Below are 18,527 nucleotides of genomic sequence, written 5' to 3'. Positions count from 1 at the left end.
AATGGCAGATCAGTACGCGCGCTTCTTGAGCGCGATGGTGTCAACGGTCAGCGGCTTCAACACCACCGGCTTGTAATCGATGCGATTGCCCTCGCGATGCCACAGCGTGTGCTTGAGCCAGTTCGCGTCGTCGCGGCCATCCGGCGTCTCGGGCGAATCAGTCGCGTCATCGCGCACATGGGCGCCACGCGATTCGGTGCGGTTGTTCGCCGAGATCATCGTGGCCTTGGCAGCCTCGATCAGGTTCTCCAGCTCAAGAGCCTCGATGCGGGCGGTGTTGAACACCTTGGACTTGTCCTTGATCTCGGTTTTCTGGACCAGCTTCTCGACCTCGAGGATCTTGTCGACACCGGAGGCAAGCATGTCCTTGAAGCGGAACACGCCACAGTGCTTCTGCATCGTCTGCTGCATCTGCGCGCGCACCTGATGCACGTCGGCACCGTTCGTCTGGGTGTCGAGGCGATTGACCCGCGCCACTGCGCGATCGATCTGCGCCTGCGGGATTTCCGGCAGCGCAGCCGACTCACCCTTGATGAAGTCGACCATCGTTTCGCCGGAGCTCTTGCCGAACACCAGCAGATCGAGCAGCGAGTTGGTACCAAGGCGGTTCGCGCCATGCACCGAGGCGCAGGCACATTCGCCCGCAGCGTAGAAGCCCGGCACCACACCGCCATCGACGACGACTTCGCCGCGGTAGTTGGTCGGAATACCGCCCATCTGGTAGTGACAGGTCGGCACGACCGGGATCGGCGCACGGATCGGGTCTACGTTTGCAAACTGGATCGAGATCTCGCGGATGCCCGGCAGACGCTTGTTGATGACGTCCGGGTCAAGGTGCGTGATGTCGAGCAGCACGTGGTCCTTGTTCGGACCACAGCCGCGACCTTCGTTGATCTCGGTGACCATCGCGCGGGAGACGACGTCGCGCGAGGCAAGATCCTTCGCGTTCGGCGCATAGCGTTCCATGAAACGCTCACCCGAAGCGTTGCGCAGGATGCCGCCCTCACCACGCACACCTTCGGTGATCAGCACGCCCGCGCCGGCCACGCCGGTCGGGTGGAACTGCCAGAACTCCATGTCTTCGAGCGGGATACCGGCACGTGCCGCCATGCCCAGACCATCGCCGGTATTGATGAAGGCGTTGGTTGACGACGCGAAGATGCGACCCGCGCCGCCGGTCGCGAACAAGGTCGCCTTGGCCTGGAACACCACAATTTCCGAGGTTTCCATCTCCATCGCGATCACGCCCAGCACGCGGCCATCTTCGCCGCGAAGCAGATCGAGCGCCATCCACTCGACAAAGAACTGCGTGTTCGCGCGCACGTTGCGCTGATACAGCGCGTGCAGCATCGCATGCCCGGTACGGTCGGCCGCAGCGCAGGCGCGACGCACCGGCTTGTCGCCAAAGTTCGACATATGGCCGCCGAAGGGGCGCTGGTAGATCTTGCCCTCATCGGTGCGGTCGAAGGGCATGCCGAAATGTTCGAGTTCGACCACCACTTCCGGCGCCTTGCGGCACATGAATTCGATCGCGTCCTGGTCGCCCAGCCAGTCCGAGCCCTTGACGGTGTCGTACATGTGCCAGTGCCAGTGGTCCGGTTCCGAATTGCCCAGCGAGGCAGACACCCCGCCCTGTGCTGCCACGGTGTGCGAGCGGGTCGGGAAGACCTTGGAGAGTACCGCCGTCTTCAGGCCAGCCTCGGAGAGCTGAATGGCGGCACGCATGCCGGCGCCACCAGCGCCAACGATCACCGCATCAAACGTACGCTTAGCGACTTTCACTTACAGCCTCCACAAAATCTGGGCTGCCCAGCCCGCATAGCCGATCAGAAGGAGCGCGACAACCGAATGCAGCGCGAGCCTCACGCCAACCGGTTTCACGTAATCCATGAAGATGTCACGCACGCCCACCCAGGCGTGGAAGAACAAGGACAGCCAGAAGAGGAAAGTAGCGAAGCGCATGAAGCCGCCCGCGAACATCGCGCGCCACGCATCGCTGGTGAAAGCCGGCAGACACAGGAGGTTGATCACGAAGAACACGCTGTAGAGCGCCATCACGGTGGCGGTGACGCGCTGCGCAATCCAGTCGCGCAAGCCGTAGTGCGCGCCGACGACAATTCGTTTTTGCATGGCTTTACCCCAGGAAGATCTTGGCGCCAATCAGCACCGTCAGCGTCAGGCTCACGGCCAGCACCGCACCGGCAGTCTTGCGCGCGGTCGGGAGATCCAGACCTTTGTGGACGTCGAGCATCAGGAAGCGGATACCGGCGCAGAAGTGGTGCAGGTATGCCCACAGCAGGCCGAAGAGCACCAGCTTTGCGAGCGGATGTGCCACGACGGACTTCGCACACGCGACCGACTCCGGCGAACCGAGGCTGGCGCCGAACAACCAGAGCAGCACCGGCAACATCAGGAACAAGCCAGCTCCGCTGACCCGATGCAGGATCGAAACGAATCCCGGCAAGGGCAAGCGAATCACCTTGAGGTCGAGATGCTTCGGCCTCGGCTTCTTCATTGTTGTATCAGACATGATTCACCTTTCAACTTGCGCGCGTCCGCCGACACGCCGTTTGCTCGCCCGCGGCCACAAACCAAGGCCGCGACTTCAACTCAGTTCGTTCAGGTAGTAATGCTCCGCGGTGGAATACAGCCCGCGGCGCCACTCGACCGGCTTGTCACCATAGGTATAGGCCACACGCTCGACTGACAGCAGCGGCGCACCCTCGGCGACGCCCAGGGTTTCGGCAACGGAACGATCGGCAGAGACCGCCCGCAGCTTTTCCCGCGCATGCAGCATGCGTACGCCGAAACGGGATTCGAAGAGGCCATAGATCGACCCTTGCCAGTCCCGCAACATTTCGATGTTGAGCCCGCCAAAGATCTCGCCCGGCAGGTAGATCTCGTCAACGACGATTGGCTTGGACTCGTGCTTGAGCACCCGGCGGATGATGATGATCGGCGCCGAGAGTTCGATTGACAGGTTGCGCGCGGCCTCCTGCCCGGCCTTCGCGCGCCAGCAGTCGAGCGGTTCGCTCTTGAGCGCGACGATTTCGCCAGAAAGCGGCGTGAGGCGGAGGAAGCGGAACAGCGCACGCGGATCGGCATGTGAGGCAACGAAGGTGCCCTTACCCTGGCGACGCACCAGCAGGTTGTCGGCAGCAAGCTCGTCGATCGCCTTGCGTACCGTCCCCTGGCTGACCTGGAAGCGCACGGCCAGCTCCTGCTCACTCGGAATAGCCTGGCCGGGGCGCCATTCCCCCGACTCAAGCGCCTGAATCATCAGGCTCTTGATCTGGCGGTACAGCGGGCTGAAGGTGGGTGGCAGATTCACCATGGCCACATTCAAGCACAGAAAATTCGCTGTGTCTATAAAGCATCTCCTGTCTTATATAAGACATCAGTTAGCTTTTGACACTGTCAAAAATCTGACCTACGATGATAGCCACATTGCCGCCGGCACGCGCCGCGGAGTCCAACCAGAACCTGCGCGCAGGACCGCGCTTTCCAGCATAGATAAAGGAGTCATCCATGGCCAAAGCTCCCGTTCGTGTAACCGTCACCGGCGCCGCCGGCCAGATCGGCTACAGCCTGCTGTTCCGCATCGCGTCGGGCGAAATGCTCGGCAAGGATCAGCCGGTGATCCTGCAATTGCTGGATCTGCCCCAGGCCCAGAAGGCGGTCAAGGGCGTGATGATGGAGCTGGAAGACTGCGCCTTCCCGCTGCTCGCCGGCATGATCGCGACCGACGATCCCGCAGTTGCGTTCAAGGACACTCAGGTCGCACTGCTGGTTGGCGCACGTCCGCGCGGCCCGGGCATGGAACGCAAGGACCTGCTGACCGAGAACGCCAAGATCTTCACCGTTCAAGGTGCAGCCATCGGCCAATACGCCGACCCGAACGTCAAGGTGCTGGTCGTCGGCAACCCCTGCAACACCAACGCCTACATCGCCAAGGCAACGGCTACCAAGTTCGGTCGCGTCAAGCCGGGCAACTTCACCGCGATGCTGCGCCTCGACCATAACCGCGCGCTGTCGCAACTCGCCGCCAAGTCCGGCCGCGATGTATCGAGCCTGAAGAGCCTCGTCGTGTGGGGTAACCACTCGCCGACGATGTACGCCGACTACCGCTATGTGACCTCGAACGGTGACAACGTCAAGGCGCTGATCAACGACGAAACCTGGAACCGTGACACCTTCCTGCCGACGGTCGGCAAGCGCGGTGCTGCGATCATCGAAGCGCGTGGTCTGTCGTCCGCCGCCTCGGCCGCCAACGCCGCCATCGACCACATCCGTGACTGGGTGCTGGGCTCGAACGGCGAATGGGTCACCATGGGCATTCCTTCCGACGGCTCCTACGGCATCCCGGAAGGCATCATCTACGGCTTCCCGGTCACCACCGCCAACGGCGAATACAAGATCGTCCAAGGCCTGGAGATCGACGAGTTCTCGCGTGACCGCATGAACTTCACGCTGAAGGAACTCGAAGAAGAGCGCGCAGGCGTCGCAGACCTGCTGGCGTAACAGAGGCAGCGTCGGGCTTATGGACAGCACGCGCCCCGGGTTCTCTCCCTCCAGCTCAGGGGGTCGGCCGCCTTTCGGCGACCGCGAGGGCGCGCCGCTGCATCCCGACGCCGTGCTGTTTGCCGGTAGCCGACCGCTGCCGGCAATTCCCGCAGTCGATCACTACTGCGGGTCGGAAAAGAACATGCGCAAGGCGATCGCCTTGCAGCAACAGATGGGCCCGGTCTTCGACATCACGCTCGATTGCGAAGATGGCGCCCCCGCTGGTGCTGAACGCGCACACGCAGAACTGTGCGGCAGCCTGATCGCAGGCGCCGACAATCTGTTCGGACGCATCGGCGCCCGCATTCACGATGTCACGCATCCGAGCTGGCACGACGACCTCGAGATCATTCTCGGTCGCGCCGCCGACCGGATCGCGTTTGTGACCGTACCAAAGGCTCGCGGCGCAGCGGATGTGGAAACGGCGCTCGCCGCCCTGCGCAACATCGAATCGCGCCTCGGGCTCAAGCGCGAGATTCCGCTGCATGCGCTGGTCGAGACGCATGGCGCCTTGCACCAAGCATGGCAGATCGCCGCCCTGCCCGGCATCGAATCGCTCGACTTTGGATTGATGGATTTCGTCTCAGAACATCACGGCGCGATCCCCGGCACCGCAATGCGCTCGCCGGGCCAGTTCACACACCCCATGGTGGTGCGTGCCAAGTGCGAAGTGGTGTCCGCGGCGATCGCGCATGGGGTGATCCCGACCCACAACGTCACCACGGTCCTCGACGATGCAAGCATTGCGCAGGAAGACGCCCACCGCGCCCGCAACGACTTTGGCTACCTGCGGATGTGGAGCATCCACCCCGCGCAGATCGAGCCGATCCTGCAAGGCATGCGCCCAGCCGCCGATGAAGTGACGGAGGCCGCTGGCATCGTTTGTGCTGCGCAGGACGCGAACTGGGGACCGATCCGCGTCGGCACACGATTGCACGATCGCGGCTCGTTCCGCCATTACTGGAATTTGCTCGTGCGCGCCCGGTCTACCGGGATGACGCTGCCCAGCGAGGCCGAGCAACGGTTTTTCACCCCCAACCCCAATTAACCGAATGCCGAACGGCATCCTGACAGCAAACCGGAGGACCTCACCGTGCTAGAAGCCTACCGCCAACACGCCGCCGAACGCGCCGCCCTTGGAATCCCGCCGCTTGCGCTGGATGCCAAGCAGACGGCCGACCTGATTGAACTGATCAAGAACCCGCCGGCAGGCGAAGAAGCCTTCCTGGTGGAGTTGCTCACCTACCGCGTGCCGCCCGGTGTGGATGATGCCGCGAAGGTCAAGGCCAGCTTCCTCGCCGCCGTTGCGCATGGCGACATCAAGGTCGATCTGATCTCCAAGGCCAAGGCCACCGAGCTGCTGGGCACCATGGTGGGCGGCTACAACGTCCACCCGCTGATCGAGTTGCTGGACGATGCCGAAGTCGCAGGCGTCGCCGCCGAGGGGCTGAAGAAGACGCTGCTGATGTTCGACTTCTTCAACGACGTCGCAGAGAAGGCCAAGGCCGGCAACGCCAAGGCCAAGGAAGTGATCCAGAGCTGGGCTGATGCCGAGTGGTTCACCACGCGCCCGGAAGTGGACAAGAAGATCACCGTCACCGTGTTCAAGGTGCCGGGTGAGACCAACACCGATGACCTGTCGCCGGCGCCGGACGCATGGAGCCGCCCCGACATCCCGCTGCACTACCTCGCGATGCTGAAGAACACCCGCCCGGATGCGGCCTTCAAGCCCGAGGAAGACGGCAAGCGTGGCCCGATCCAGTTCATCGAAGACCTGAAGAAGAAGGGTCACCTGGTCGCCTATGTTGGCGACGTGGTGGGCACCGGCTCCTCGCGCAAGTCCGCGACGAACTCGGTGATCTGGGCCACCGGCCAGGACATTCCGTACGTGCCGAACAAGCGCTTCGGTGGCGTCACGCTCGGCGGCAAGATCGCGCCGATCTTCTTCAACACGCAGGAAGACTCCGGCTCGCTGCCGATCGAAGTCGACGTCTCGAAGCTGGAGATGGGTGACGTCGTCGACATCCTGCCGTACGACGGCAAGATCCTGAAGAACGGCGAGACGGTGGCCGAGTTCAAGCTCAAGTCCGACGTGCTGTTCGATGAAGTGCGCGCTGGCGGCCGTATCAACCTGATCATCGGTCGTTCGCTGACCGGCAAGGCGCGCGAGTTCCTCGGCCTCGGCGCCTCGACACTGTTCCGCCTGCCCAAGCCGCCGGCGGAATCGAAGGCTGGTTTCACGCTGGCGCAGAAGATGGTTGGCCGCGCAGTCGGCCTGCCCGAAGGCCAGGGCGTGCGCCCCGGCACCTACTGCGAACCGAAGATGACCACCGTCGGCTCGCAGGACACGACCGGCCCGATGACGCGCGACGAGCTGAAGGATCTGGCCTGCCTCGGCTTCTCGGCTGATCTGGTGATGCAATCCTTCTGCCACACCGCGGCCTACCCGAAACCGGTTGATGTGAAGACCCACCGCGAGCTGCCGGCCTTCATCAGCAGCCGCGGCGGTGTTGCGCTGCGCCCGGGCGACGGCGTGATCCACAGCTGGCTCAACCGCCTGCTGCTGCCCGACACCGTGGGCACCGGCGGCGACTCGCACACCCGCTTCCCGATCGGCATCTCCTTCCCGGCGGGCTCGGGCCTCGTGGCTTTCGGCGCCGCCACCGGCGTGATGCCGCTGGACATGCCGGAATCGGTGCTCGTTCGCTTCAAGGGCCAGATGCAGCCGGGCATCACGCTGCGCGATCTGGTGCACGCGATCCCCTACTACGCGATCAAGGCCGGTCTGCTGACCGTCGCCAAGGCCGGCAAGAAGAACGTGTTCTCGGGCCGCATCCTTGAAATCGAAGGCCTGCCGGATCTGAAGGTCGAGCAGGCGTTCGAGCTCTCGGACGCGTCGGCTGAACGTTCGGCCGCCGGCTGCACGGTCAAGCTGAACAAGGAACCGATCATCGAGTACCTCAACAGCAACATCGTGCTGATGAAGAACATGATCGCCGACGGCTACCAGGACAAGCGCACGCTTGAACGCCGCATCAAGGCGGTCGAGGCATGGCTGGCCAACCCGAACCTGCTCGAAGCGGACAAGGACGCCGAGTACGCTGTGGTGATCGAGATCGACCTGAACGATCTGAAGGAGCCGGTGCTCTGCTGCCCGAACGATCCGGACGACGCGAAGCTGCTGTCCGAAGTCGCCGGCGCGAAGATCGACGAAGTGTTCATCGGCTCGTGCATGACCAACATCGGCCACTTCCGTGCGGCGTCCAAGCTGCTCGAAGGCAAGCGCGATATCCCGGTAAAACTGTGGATTGCGCCGCCGACCAAGATGGATGCTGCCGAACTGACCAAGGAAGGCCACTACGGCGTCTTCGGCAGCGCCGGCGCACGCACCGAAATGCCGGGCTGCTCGCTGTGCATGGGTAACCAGGCACAGGTACGTGAAGGTGCGACCGTGGTGTCCACCTCGACGCGTAACTTCCCGAACCGCTTGGGCAAGAACACCAACGTGTATCTGGCTTCGGCCGAGTTGGCCGCGATCGCATCGAAGCTCGGGCGGATCCCGACGGTCGAGGAGTACCACGCTGACATGGGCGTGATCAACGCTGACGGCAGCAAGATCTACAAGTACATGAACTTCGATCAGATCGCCGAGTACAAGGACGTTGCGCAAGGCGTGACAGCCTGACCCTCATCCAAGTCGACCAAGACCCCTGCCATGTGCAGGGGTTTTGGGTGACAAAACCATAGGGGCAAACGGCAGTAAATTAGCACTCCTCGATGATTGGTACCCAACCAAAAAAGCACAACGCGAAAGTTGTGCTTTTTTTTAATTAGCTATGTCATAGGTGCGGTTAGTATATCTTTTGTGTCGCAATAAGCCGGCGCTGCGAAACGAAACGCCCTTCTGCTGATGGGGCAGTCGCCCCCAAGACAGACGGCTCGCTTAGGTAGTCGATGCAAATTGGCAAGATGTGCATCAAACGTTCGGTTGCTGCACGTATTTGGAGCCACCCTGTTTCGCATGAATCCGGCCGAGTTTTTGTGCAACAACCAGTGCAGCAATCTAAGTGCAGTAAAAGGAGCCTTGGATATGAGTGAGACCGCAAAGCCTGGGATGCGAATAGGCTATGCCCGAGTAAGCACAGCAGACCAAACACTGGCGCTGCAGCTCGATGCCTTACGTGCGGCCGGTTCCGAGCGAATCTACCAAGAGACGGCATCCGGCAAGCAAACGGACCGACCTGAACTTGCGCAAGCCCTGAAGGCGCTGCGCCAGGGCGATTCACTGGTGGTATGGCGATTGGATAGGCTCGGAAGGTCGTTAGCCCATCTGATTCAAACGGTAGCTGCTATCGAGGCGCTCGGCGCTTCCTTCGAATCGATCACTGAAAAGATCGATACCCACAGCGCTACAGGCAGGCTGGTATTCCATCTGTTCAGCGCATTAGCCGAGTTTGAGCGCAACCTGATCAGTGAGCGCACCCGAGAAGGGTTGCAGGCCGCGCGGCGCAGAGGTACCAAGGGCGGGCGCAAGCCGGTCCTGGACGCAATCGCAGTGGCACAGGTGCGCTCACTGATGGCTGACCGTAATACCTCGCCAGCAGCCATCGCGCAGCGCTTCAAGATCAGCAAATCCACACTCTACAAGCTGGTCAGATCGGGGGACGGTGCGCCATGAAACTTGTGAAGGCTGGCGCGCGATTTGTGTTGGTCGAAGCGGATGGGCGTATCAATGCGCCCGGTTCTCTCTACATCAACGATCAGACCATTAATCCGAACACTGCGGCAAATCTCGCCATGAGCCTACGGCTCTTCCACTCCTTTTGTCTGCTGTTTGAGATTCGCCTCCTCGATCGCGCGCTTGAGGGGGTGTTGATGACGGAAAGGGAAATCAATTCCCTCATCAGCCTGAGCTTCAGACCCTTGGCGGATCTGGACAACCCGGCAGCCGTCAAACGGTGCATTGACCCACGCAACGCTGAAATGGACGAAGACAGGGCGGGCGCCGTGACGGGCAACACCGCAGCTGTACGGTTAGATGACATCGCTGGTTTCTTGGACTTCTACCTCAAGCTCCTGGCGCCCCACATCCGATCCCCTTTTGAACAAGACCGCCTTGCTGCGGTGTACCGCCAAGTCTGTGACAGGCTCAAACGTTCAGTCGGCGGTGCTGTCGCAAGCTCTCCCTATGACGTTCGAAGCATGGATTCGGAGGCATTTCTGGCGTGCATCAAAGAGGCTTATCTGCGGCCCGAGAGTCTGCAGGGTAAAGCCCGCGTGAACCGCGCGTATCTGTTGCGTGATCGGGCCATGTTCATGCTCGGTTGCGAGGGCCTCAGGCCGGGAGAAATTGCGAATCTGCGGGTCAATGACATCGAGGTGGGATCGGACGGGGTGATGAATGTGAGTGTGGTGTCCAACCGGGGCCATCGCCAAAAAGTCTCGCCGGTGGCCTCAACGTCAGTCCCAAGTCAGAAGGGCATCAACAGTCGCAAGGTGAGCTACTGCACCGAGCGGATGATCAAAGTGTGGCCATTCACAGCCGACGCTCTGTATGAATACATCAAGGACGGCGGACCTCGCCGTCAGGCCATAGCCTCGAACGGTCGGGATGTCAGCGAGGGCTTCGTATTTTTGAAAAGCAACGGAGAACCCTTGAAATCGCGCCAAGCCATTGGTGAGCGGTTTGATGTCATGTGCGAGTCGCTGCGCAAACTCGGGCTCATGAGGGTTGAGACTGCGCCGGGTGAGCCTGCCGGAGAAAAAAGGGGCATGAGCGCGTACACGCTGCGTCACTCGGCGGCCAGTCACATGTACGAGACAGAGATCCGTCAGCGGGGCTTGGACGCCAAGCGTGTAGTCCACGATTTGATGAACGCGCGCTTTGGTTGGTCTGACGGCAGCGCGATGGCATCGCGGTATGGCAGGCGGGCCATCTTGGATGCCGCCACCACGTCGGTCAATGCGTTGTACGAAGAGGCACGAGCCGAGGTCGACAAGCTACTGCGGCCCACCAAAGGCGACAAGAAATGAGCGAATCGAGGGTTGTGCAGGTGGTGGGCGACACCACGTTTGAATGGATTGAAGCCACGCCTCTGGTGTTCAGATCGATCTCCCGAGACAAAGGGGTTACCTACACCGATGACTTTGACCTGAGCGCGCTGAGCTGCTTTGATTCCGCGCTGCTACTGGGGATCAAAGGCCTCATCCTGGCCCGTAGACTAAAGCTCAAGCGAACCTCGCTCAACGTGGAGTTTGCGCGGGTAATGCTACTGCTGAAGAAGATCCAGGCTGCGCAGACGGCGGACGAATCACACCACTTCATGAGCGGCCCCATCAGCCAGATTGACGAAGCGCTCATGCTCGGCCTGCGCGAGCGACTGGCCAGCGATCCGAATTGGATTCACCGAAGCTCGATTCAAACACTCCGCAGCTGGTTCGAGCAATTTGGCAACGGGTCCATATTCCAAGGTTTGGAGCGTGCAGCGTTTCCTGTCTCCCGTGACCTGGATAGTACCGATCGGTTGCGACAGCGCATCATCAAGCAAGCGTTCTCGCGAACAATGCAAGTCGCCGTTCTGATCGAAGTGGAGCGATTGATGACCGCAGGTGAGCTCCCATCGCCAGTTTGGGTGATGTGGAACCTGGTCAATTGCACCTACCTGCGCCCGGAGTCACTGCGGACCCTGAGGTGCAAGGATCTGGAAGTTCCGGGCAAGTCAGGGGGAACCTACACGTTGTGGGTACGCGCCGCCAAGGGACCAAAGAACCGCAGTCAAGAGAGAATTCCATACAAGCTCCCTGCGGACCTGGGTCAAATTCTGCAAGTGCATATCCGCTGGGTGCTTGAGACCCTCGGTCCCGCCTTTGGGCTCAGCCCTGATCTGGATGAAACGACTGCAGAGAAGATCAAGGGCCGTGTGGCCCTATTCCCGCGCTTTGCGGGTGCGCCGCGCGGCGATGAACTCGCCAATTCCGGCGTCGTCACGGCTTCCTACAGATGGAGTGACATTTATCTCAATCCCATCCAGAAGGCGGTGGATGTGGGCGGCAGCAAGCTCCATTTCAATGCGATGCGACACACCATTGGCACGCAACTGGCGGCCTCAGGTGTGGCCCCGGCCATCATTCAGGCGGTTCTTAGGCACGCGAATGACGCAACCGCAAAGACCTATGTTGACTTGGCAGCACAGGAGTTGCGAGAGGCCTTAAACGCAGGTCTGAAAGAACTGGGGACATTCTTTCCAGCCTTTCGCGCTTTCACTGATTCGGCCGAGATGCGTCGCCTCAACCAAACAGAGCCGCAACGGCTGGTGCGGCTTGGGGCAGTCGGTGGCGCAATCGGGGGGAACGAAGAAATCGGCGAATGCGGCGGAAGAGGCGCCTGCCAATACGCACCTTTGAGCTGCTACGGGTGCGGCCAATGGATCGCCAACGCGGACGCCGACCACCGCATCCCCTTGGACTATGTTCGCAACCGGATCAAGCGCAACAGGGCACTCGGTCACATCGCCACGCAGGAGGTCGAGCGAGACACCTTGCTGGAAAAGCTCATCGAGTTACGCATCTCGCAGATTGAGCAACACAAGGCTGCGCGCGCATCGGTTGATTCGATGGGGAGCAAACCATGAGGCTCAACCCGACACCGAGTCAACGCGCAGATCAAGGCCGACGGGGTGATGCCGCGCTCGTTAACATCGAGGAGGCAGCAAGAGCAAGTGCGCTGCATCAGTTTGTGGCGGAAACCGAAGCCCGGTTCACGAAGCGTCTGCCAGGCATGAAATACCAAGCGGAACGTTGGAACTTCAAAGAAGCCTCCGGTCAGTTTGATAAAAAGGGCCGGGCGATCGATCTGCGCACGCTCCACAGCCTCAAGGCCGTAGATGTGACGCTCTACTTGGTCAAAGAGGCGCTGGCTGGGTTGCACCCGAGTTTTGGCGAGGCGGCACATGCGTTGCTGGCCCTCTGGGTGTTGGAATCTAAGGTAAAAGGCAGCTGGGAATTCACGGTTGGATTGCGAACACTACGACATCTCGCGCTTCCCGCGTCGGGTTGGCAAGCGGACGCCCCGATTTGGGAACTCCGCGCTGAGCATCTGAAGTTCATCGAACGCGTCGAGATCAGCCGCTGCCTCAGTTCTCAAAACACCGCCGAACTGTCCAAGCAGGGTTTAACGTTCGAAGGGCTCGTGGTGAGTGGGGTTGCCCAAGAGGGCACGAGCGGCGGCAAAGCATTGGACACCCTCCTGAATTTATTCAGAGCAGTAAATGAGTTGCACAAGGCCAAGGTCGTTGGGGCACTGCCTAAGCGCATGAGTCAGGAGACCAGCCTGGCACTCAATCGGATCTTGGTCCTGCAGCGAAGGCGATTCAAAGAGGTCAAGGGGGTCGAACTGGGGCCGAGTATTCAGGCCTTGTCCGATGCGATCTGCGCAATGGCGGACGGTGACCCACGCCTGAGCGCGATCCAGCAAGCCGCGCTGTGCGTGATGGGCATCGAAATGTGCGCGCCGAGCCGAATCAACGAAGTGCTGACCCTGTCGATCCATGATCGCCTGCACGATGCCACTGCCTATGATCAGGCGCCGCAACAACAGGATGTGCCTGAGTCTGAGGTCGCTCCAGAACCCGCCGACGGGGGCGGCAAGGCGGGGCAGGACGCCCGCCACGCCAAGAAGGCCGTCGGCCTGAATGAGGCCAGGCTGCTGCACCAGACTCACGCGGCGATGAAACAAGCGAGCCTGCCTACCCATGACAACGCGCTGTCCAACACGGTCTTGATGAAGGGTAGCAAGGGGGCGGCCTGGGGTGCCAAGCCTCTGATGGATTTCATGGTGGTGATGTTTAACGAGTGCTTTGATCGGCTCACCGACATGGGAAGGCGCTCGCGGATGCTGCTCGCGCATTACGAGCAGCATCCCGATCGGCTCTATCTTCCCCCCGACCTTGAGCACTTGCGAGGCCGTCCCCTCAGCAAGGTCCAAGTGGGTCGGATCATGCTGCTCGACGGCGATCTCGGCTTGGATGAGGAAGACTACCGTCGCCGCTGCCATAAAGCTAGATCCGCCACCCGAGCGACAGTTTGGCCCAAGCTGTCAAAGGCCCATGCCCATACCGTGCGTCAAAGGCCCGATTGGGCTGCAGCCGTGGCGGATGATCGTGAGCGCTTTACCCTCGCGACCGGATGCGGTCTTCCAGATAAGGACTGGAATGAGACCAATCTAACTCGTTACATTGAGTGGTCGGTGCTCGAGGCAGAACTGTTGCGTCAAGTCAAAGCGCAGATCCACAGTCTGCCTTGGGTGACACAACGCATTCGCTACACGGGACGCTTGAGCAACATGCTTATGGCCTTCGACCATCTGGACAATACGCCACCCTACCTGCCAGGCGCACTGTCAGATGAGAACATTCGGTATCGCCTGAAATCCTGTAGCCAAGGAAATTACGCCCGACTCCAAACTGTCTTTGAAGCGCTGGAAATCCAGATGCCCTTGCGTGGAACGAAGGGAGACGATGCCAAGCTGGTGCCCGCCTATTGCAGCCCACACGATCCCCGTCGTTGGCTCACCACCATGAGCTTGCGGCATGGGGGCGCCGAACTGAGCCGAATGCTCGTGAACATGTGGGCCAATCGCACGGACATGAATCAGTTGAACGCTTACGACTACCGCAGCGGCGAAGAGCGGGCCCACGCCACCCTGCAGGTGATTCCTCCGGCGTTGCACTCGCTGGGCCCGAGCGACCTGGATGAGATGATCCAAGAGGAAATGATCAGCGACTACGGCCTGAGCGCGCGGTCCGGCTATGCCGTGATCGCTGGCCTGCGCACCCTGCGCCTGGCGACGATGGAGGCCATTCACAGCGCTGAGCTCAGCCATCCCAGCGCCAAGGCCGGTGAGCAGCTTCTGATCGTGTACCCCACCCGCTTTGGCGTGTGTCTGCATCAACACCACGCGACCCCGTGCACGAACCACCGGGGCTGCGAGGGCGCGTGCGCCACGCAGCGCATCGTCAAGGGGCACTTGCCATCCAATCAACGGGTCCGAGAGCGTGAGCAACAGCTCTTCGAGGTGATTTGCCACGTCGTGCGGCGCACGATCCTTGCCCGCAACCGGGAGGCGGTGCATGACCTGGACCGCATCGACGCGCACCTCAAGGCTCTGATTGAGCCCAACATGACGGTCGAGCGCTTGGCGCAGATGTTGATCGGCGAGTTTGAGTCGATCAAGGACCTCATCAAGGATGCCGTGTTCCGCGCCGACCTCGAAGACGCCTTTGTTTATCGAAAGTACGTCGAGATTCTGGACGACTCGACTGTGCCCAATGGCACGCCCATTCGCTATCTCAACCGATCACGCAATGGACGCCCTGAGTTTGAACGCAACCTCGAGGCGTTGGGGGGGCGTGCAGCCCTCGAGCAGCAAGCCCTGCAAGCGCTGGAAGAAAACCCATGGATGGCGCGGAGGGGCAGCGTCAATGACGAGGACCCAGGCGAAGAGCTGACCTATGACGGGAGCGACGACAAGGGTGAGGATGATGACCAGGACGCGGACGAGGGCGAGCAATGACCCGCAAGGCCGAAAGCAAAATGCCGGGGCGGGGTCGCCCTGAGAAGCTGGACGAAGAGCTGGCGCGAAAGATTGTGAGGCTCATTGAGGTCATGCCCGACATGGATGTGGAAGTGAGCTGGGCTAACGTCATCGCGCTCATCAAGAAGAAGTTCGACGTTGACCTGGGGCGTCGGGTGCTGTCGATGAAGCAGTGGGGCGGGCAGCCGCTCATTGCGCAGGCGTTTGACCGCGCCAAGGACGTCCAAAAGACACTGCGCGCCCAAGGCAAGACGCGGCGCCATTCAACGGCCCCTCGCGCTGTCTTGCAGCAGCGCCTTGAGACAGAGATCGCAAAACGCAAAGCGGCTGAAAGGAGGATCGAGGAAATGGCCCTTCAGACCTATGACAAGCTCGACACGTTGAGATGGACCAGGTTTGATCTTCGCAAAGAGGCGCAAGCGCTTGGCGGCCCCGAGGGAGCCCAGTCGTGAGCAGTAAGACCGGCAGCAACGGTACTCTGGACGGCCGCGCCAACGTGGAGAAATTCCTGCAGTGGCGGCAAGAGGTGGAGGACTTCAAGCCCTACATCCGCCAAGGCGTTTTGAGCATCAGCCGAGTGGCTGCGGAGTCCGGGCTCAACCGCAACGTGTTCTACACGAACCCGGAAATTCGCGATCAGCTCATCCCGGAGCTGGAAGCGATGTTGCTCGCTCGAGGTTTGCTCAGCGCACACAGCACCGTGCCGCCCACCGTCATCATCCAGAGCTCGGCTCCCGCTACGAAGGCGGCCGGTTCTCAACTCAAGCGCTTGACGGAGCAAAACGAAGCCTACCGAGCCGAGATTGCGGAGCTTCGACGCCAACTTCAAAGGCAAGAGGCCACCCAAAGCCTGCTCGGAGAAAGCGGGAGGCTGCCCTGGTGAAAGGTCCCCTGCTCCGTGCGAGGCGGTCCATTCCTGAGAAACCGGACTTCGTGCTCAACAGCGGAAAGCTCCTTGTGCGGGTCAACAAGGTGCGGGTGCAAAGCAAGCTCTCTGGAGTGATCTTTTGCGGCCAGCAGGTCATGTCCAATGGCGAGCTCAGCCATGTCGACGAGGATGTGACGGTTCGACTACACCGGTATGCAGCCGCTGGCGCCGTGGTCAGGGAGGGGCAACGCTGGCGTGTCGAGGGGCGGCTAAGCCGCAAGGAATTCACCACGCCCAGAGGTTTCACCCGAAGGGAGAAGACCATCGACGTTCCACAGGGATACGCCGAAATGGTCAAGCCAAGTGGGCGACTCATCGTTGACTATTTGAGCGGGCATTCCGATCTGCCAGGCATTGGCCCTGCGACTGCCAACAAGCTGTGGGATACATTCGGCCATCAGCTCTACGACATGCTAGACCAAGCAGACTATCGAGCCTTGGTCGACGTGCTCGCGCCTGCAAAAGTGGCGATGCTCATTGAAGTGTGGGCCCGCGACGACCTGAGCCAAACCATCCAGTGGCTGGCCCAGCACGATATTGACCCCCAAGTCGGTCGCAAGCTGGTTCAGATTCATGGTTCGCAGTCCCGCCAGCGCGTTGAAGAAAACTGCTACCGCTTGTTGAGCTATGCCGCGAAGTGGAAGCAGGTCGATGCGTTGGCGTGCAACTTGGGCATGACCTGGGATGATCCGAGAAGGCTCGCCGCAGCGTGCGAGCAAGTGATCTACGACAGGTTCGGTGCGGGCAATACGGTGGTGCCCCAAGCGGAGCTGAGACAAAGGCTCAAGGCGCTTCTGGACTGCCCCGCCGAGGACAGTGGCCCGGCCATTGAAGCCGCGCTTGTTGGGGCGCGACAATCCGGCCGCGTGCTCTTTGACAGCGGGGAAAACGCCTGCGGTATGGGCCCCGCCCTCCTGGAGCGGCAGGTGGCCATGGGCATCACACGGTTGCTTGGCTTGCCTGCAGAAAAGCAGTTTGACCTTGCGGGCATCGTCTCAGCGGTTGAAGAGGCTCAGGGGTTTAGGCTCAACCCCGAGCAGCGGATGGCGGTTGACCTGGTAGCCAAGCATCGGTTCTCGGTGATCACGGGCGGCGCCGGCTGCGGAAAAACCACCGTATTGCGGGTCGTATGCGAGGTACTTGAGGCGCAGGGCTACGAGGTGATTCAACTCGCGCTCGCGGGTAAGGCGGTGCGTCGGATGGTGGATGCCACAGGGCGCAAGGCACAAACCATTGCCTCATTCGTCAAGGCTCACAAGGGTCTGATGGAGCGCCAAGCCAGCCCACCAGAAGCTAGCCAATGTGATGCAAAACTGGCTGTGGTGATTGATGAAGCCTCGATGGTGGACTTGATCAGTTTCGCGGCGGTGTTGCGAACGATTGGGGGTAGATGCAAGGTCGTGCTAGTTGGCGACCCAAACCAATTGCCCCCGGTGGGCCCAGGCTTGATCCTTCACCACCTGGCATGCGGCGTTGTTCCCCACGTGCACCTGGGAACCACCAACCGATTTGGCAGCGACATCGCGGAAGTTGCCAACGAGGTGCGAGACGGACGGATGCCATGCCTCACTGCAAACGCTGCAGTGGCGCTTCTTGAGCCTGAGGATCCCAGTCACATCGCGGAGATGGCGACCTCCCTGTATCTGAGCGATCAGTCGGATGCAATTGTGCTGTGTCCGTCCAATGCGCTGGTTGATGAGATCAACAAGATGATTCAGCGGCGCACAACGTGGAACAACCAACCGGTGACGGTCTGGAACCACCAATTTGACTGTCGCCAAGACCTTGGGCTTCGCTTGGGCGACCCTGTAATCTGCGGCCGAAATCATTGGGACCGTGGATTACAAAACGGCAGCATCGGCCGCATCAAGGTCATCGACATGATGGACGAGGACGAGGTATCAGGGGTTATTGAGTGGGATGACGGTGTTGAGCGAGCGTTCGATATGGACTTGTTGGAGGACTTGAGCCTGGCTTACGCCGTCACAGTCCACAAGAGTCAAGGCAGCCAGTGGCGCCGGGTCATCGTGGCGATCCGAGAGGGCAAGCTGTTGGATCGGAGCCTGGTCTACACCGCCATCACCAGGGCAACAAAAGAAGTGCAATTAATCGGTATGCGCGCTGTGATTGAGGGTGCGATCCATCGGCCCAAAGCGGCAGACTTGCGCAAGGTGGGCATCAAACGGTGGATTGAATACGCCACGTCATGACCGGCGATCGCAGCGGCGGCGCATTCAGTCGCCCGACAGGGCGATGGAAGAGTGTTAGCCGGGAGAGCGCGCCGTAGTAAGGGTGGCTGCACTTGCCCTCCGGGCCACTTCGGAGGGACTACAGAGGGTAGGCAATCACGCCACAGGTCTCACGCACGACCGACCGCGCGTCAGCGCGTTTTCATGCTCTCGGCGGTTCGCTTGCATATCGTCGCCTACTACAATAGCCGCATTC

At 60.9% G+C, this 18,527-nt stretch carries 14 protein-coding genes; 10 read left to right on the top strand and 4 right to left on the bottom strand.

Annotated features, from left to right (window positions below; genetic code table 11):
* Positions 1 to 9 precede the first annotated feature (9 nt).
* The 4 genes from sdhA to GGR36_RS03385 form a co-directional block, all read right to left on the bottom strand.
* A complete protein-coding gene (gene sdhA / locus GGR36_RS03400; protein WP_183631822.1) occupies positions 10 to 1,782 on the bottom strand; it encodes a succinate dehydrogenase flavoprotein subunit in 1,773 nt (590 codons plus the stop codon).
* Entirely contained in the window at positions 1,783 to 2,130 is a 348-nt protein-coding gene (sdhD, locus tag GGR36_RS03395) for a succinate dehydrogenase, hydrophobic membrane anchor protein (RefSeq protein ID WP_183631820.1), read from the bottom strand. It abuts the gene before it with no gap.
* A 4-nt stretch (positions 2,131 to 2,134) separates the two neighbouring features.
* Positions 2,135 to 2,530, bottom strand: coding sequence for a succinate dehydrogenase, cytochrome b556 subunit (gene sdhC / locus GGR36_RS03390; protein ID WP_183631818.1), 396 nt, complete (start codon positions 2,528 to 2,530; stop codon positions 2,135 to 2,137).
* Positions 2,531 to 2,605: 75 nt separating this feature from the next.
* A complete protein-coding gene (locus tag GGR36_RS03385) occupies positions 2,606 to 3,334 on the bottom strand; it encodes a GntR family transcriptional regulator (RefSeq protein WP_183631816.1) in 729 nt (242 codons plus the stop codon).
* 194 nt (positions 3,335 to 3,528) lie between these two features.
* Between GGR36_RS03385 and GGR36_RS03380 the strand changes: the two genes are divergently transcribed.
* From GGR36_RS03380 to GGR36_RS03335, 10 genes are all read left to right on the top strand, one after another.
* Complete coding sequence (locus GGR36_RS03380) at positions 3,529 to 4,521, top strand: malate dehydrogenase (RefSeq protein ID WP_183631814.1); 993 nt, start codon at positions 3,529 to 3,531, stop codon at positions 4,519 to 4,521.
* Positions 4,522 to 4,705: 184 nt separating this feature from the next.
* On the top strand, positions 4,706 to 5,611 hold the full coding sequence (locus GGR36_RS03375) for an HpcH/HpaI aldolase/citrate lyase family protein (RefSeq protein ID WP_242533096.1): 906 nt from the start codon (positions 4,706 to 4,708) through the stop codon (positions 5,609 to 5,611).
* 45 nt (positions 5,612 to 5,656) lie between these two features.
* On the top strand, positions 5,657 to 8,248 hold the full coding sequence (gene acnB / locus GGR36_RS03370) for a bifunctional aconitate hydratase 2/2-methylisocitrate dehydratase (protein WP_183631809.1): 2,592 nt from the start codon (positions 5,657 to 5,659) through the stop codon (positions 8,246 to 8,248).
* Between the two features lie 405 nt (positions 8,249 to 8,653).
* Entirely contained in the window at positions 8,654 to 9,241 is a 588-nt protein-coding gene (locus tag GGR36_RS03365) for a recombinase family protein (protein ID WP_183631807.1), read from the top strand.
* A complete protein-coding gene (locus tag GGR36_RS03360; protein ID WP_183631805.1) occupies positions 9,238 to 10,596 on the top strand; it encodes a site-specific integrase in 1,359 nt (452 codons plus the stop codon). Before GGR36_RS03365 ends, GGR36_RS03360 begins: the two co-directional genes overlap by 4 nt.
* Positions 10,593 to 12,194, top strand: coding sequence for a site-specific integrase (locus tag GGR36_RS03355; RefSeq protein ID WP_183631804.1), 1,602 nt, complete (start codon positions 10,593 to 10,595; stop codon positions 12,192 to 12,194). The genes GGR36_RS03360 and GGR36_RS03355 overlap by 4 nt, the downstream gene beginning before the upstream one ends.
* Complete coding sequence (locus tag GGR36_RS03350) at positions 12,191 to 15,133, top strand: hypothetical protein (protein WP_183631802.1); 2,943 nt, start codon at positions 12,191 to 12,193, stop codon at positions 15,131 to 15,133. Before GGR36_RS03355 ends, GGR36_RS03350 begins: the two co-directional genes overlap by 4 nt.
* A complete protein-coding gene (locus GGR36_RS03345; protein ID WP_183631800.1) occupies positions 15,130 to 15,606 on the top strand; it encodes a hypothetical protein in 477 nt (158 codons plus the stop codon). The genes GGR36_RS03350 and GGR36_RS03345 overlap by 4 nt, the downstream gene beginning before the upstream one ends.
* The gene (locus tag GGR36_RS03340; protein WP_183631797.1) at positions 15,603 to 16,037 is read left to right on the top strand and encodes a hypothetical protein; all 435 of its coding nucleotides are present in this window, start codon (positions 15,603 to 15,605) and stop codon (positions 16,035 to 16,037) included. The genes GGR36_RS03345 and GGR36_RS03340 overlap by 4 nt, the downstream gene beginning before the upstream one ends.
* Positions 16,034 to 18,292 (top strand): AAA family ATPase, encoded by a 2,259-nt coding sequence (locus GGR36_RS03335; protein ID WP_183631795.1) that lies wholly within the window; start codon positions 16,034 to 16,036, stop codon positions 18,290 to 18,292. Before GGR36_RS03340 ends, GGR36_RS03335 begins: the two co-directional genes overlap by 4 nt.
* Positions 18,293 to 18,527: the final 235 nt, after the last annotated feature.

It is taken from the genome of Niveibacterium umoris, assembly GCF_014197015.1.
In the GTDB taxonomy this organism is placed as follows: domain Bacteria; phylum Pseudomonadota; class Gammaproteobacteria; order Burkholderiales; family Rhodocyclaceae; genus Niveibacterium; species Niveibacterium umoris.
This window is presented reverse-complemented; position numbering and strand designations above follow the sequence as displayed.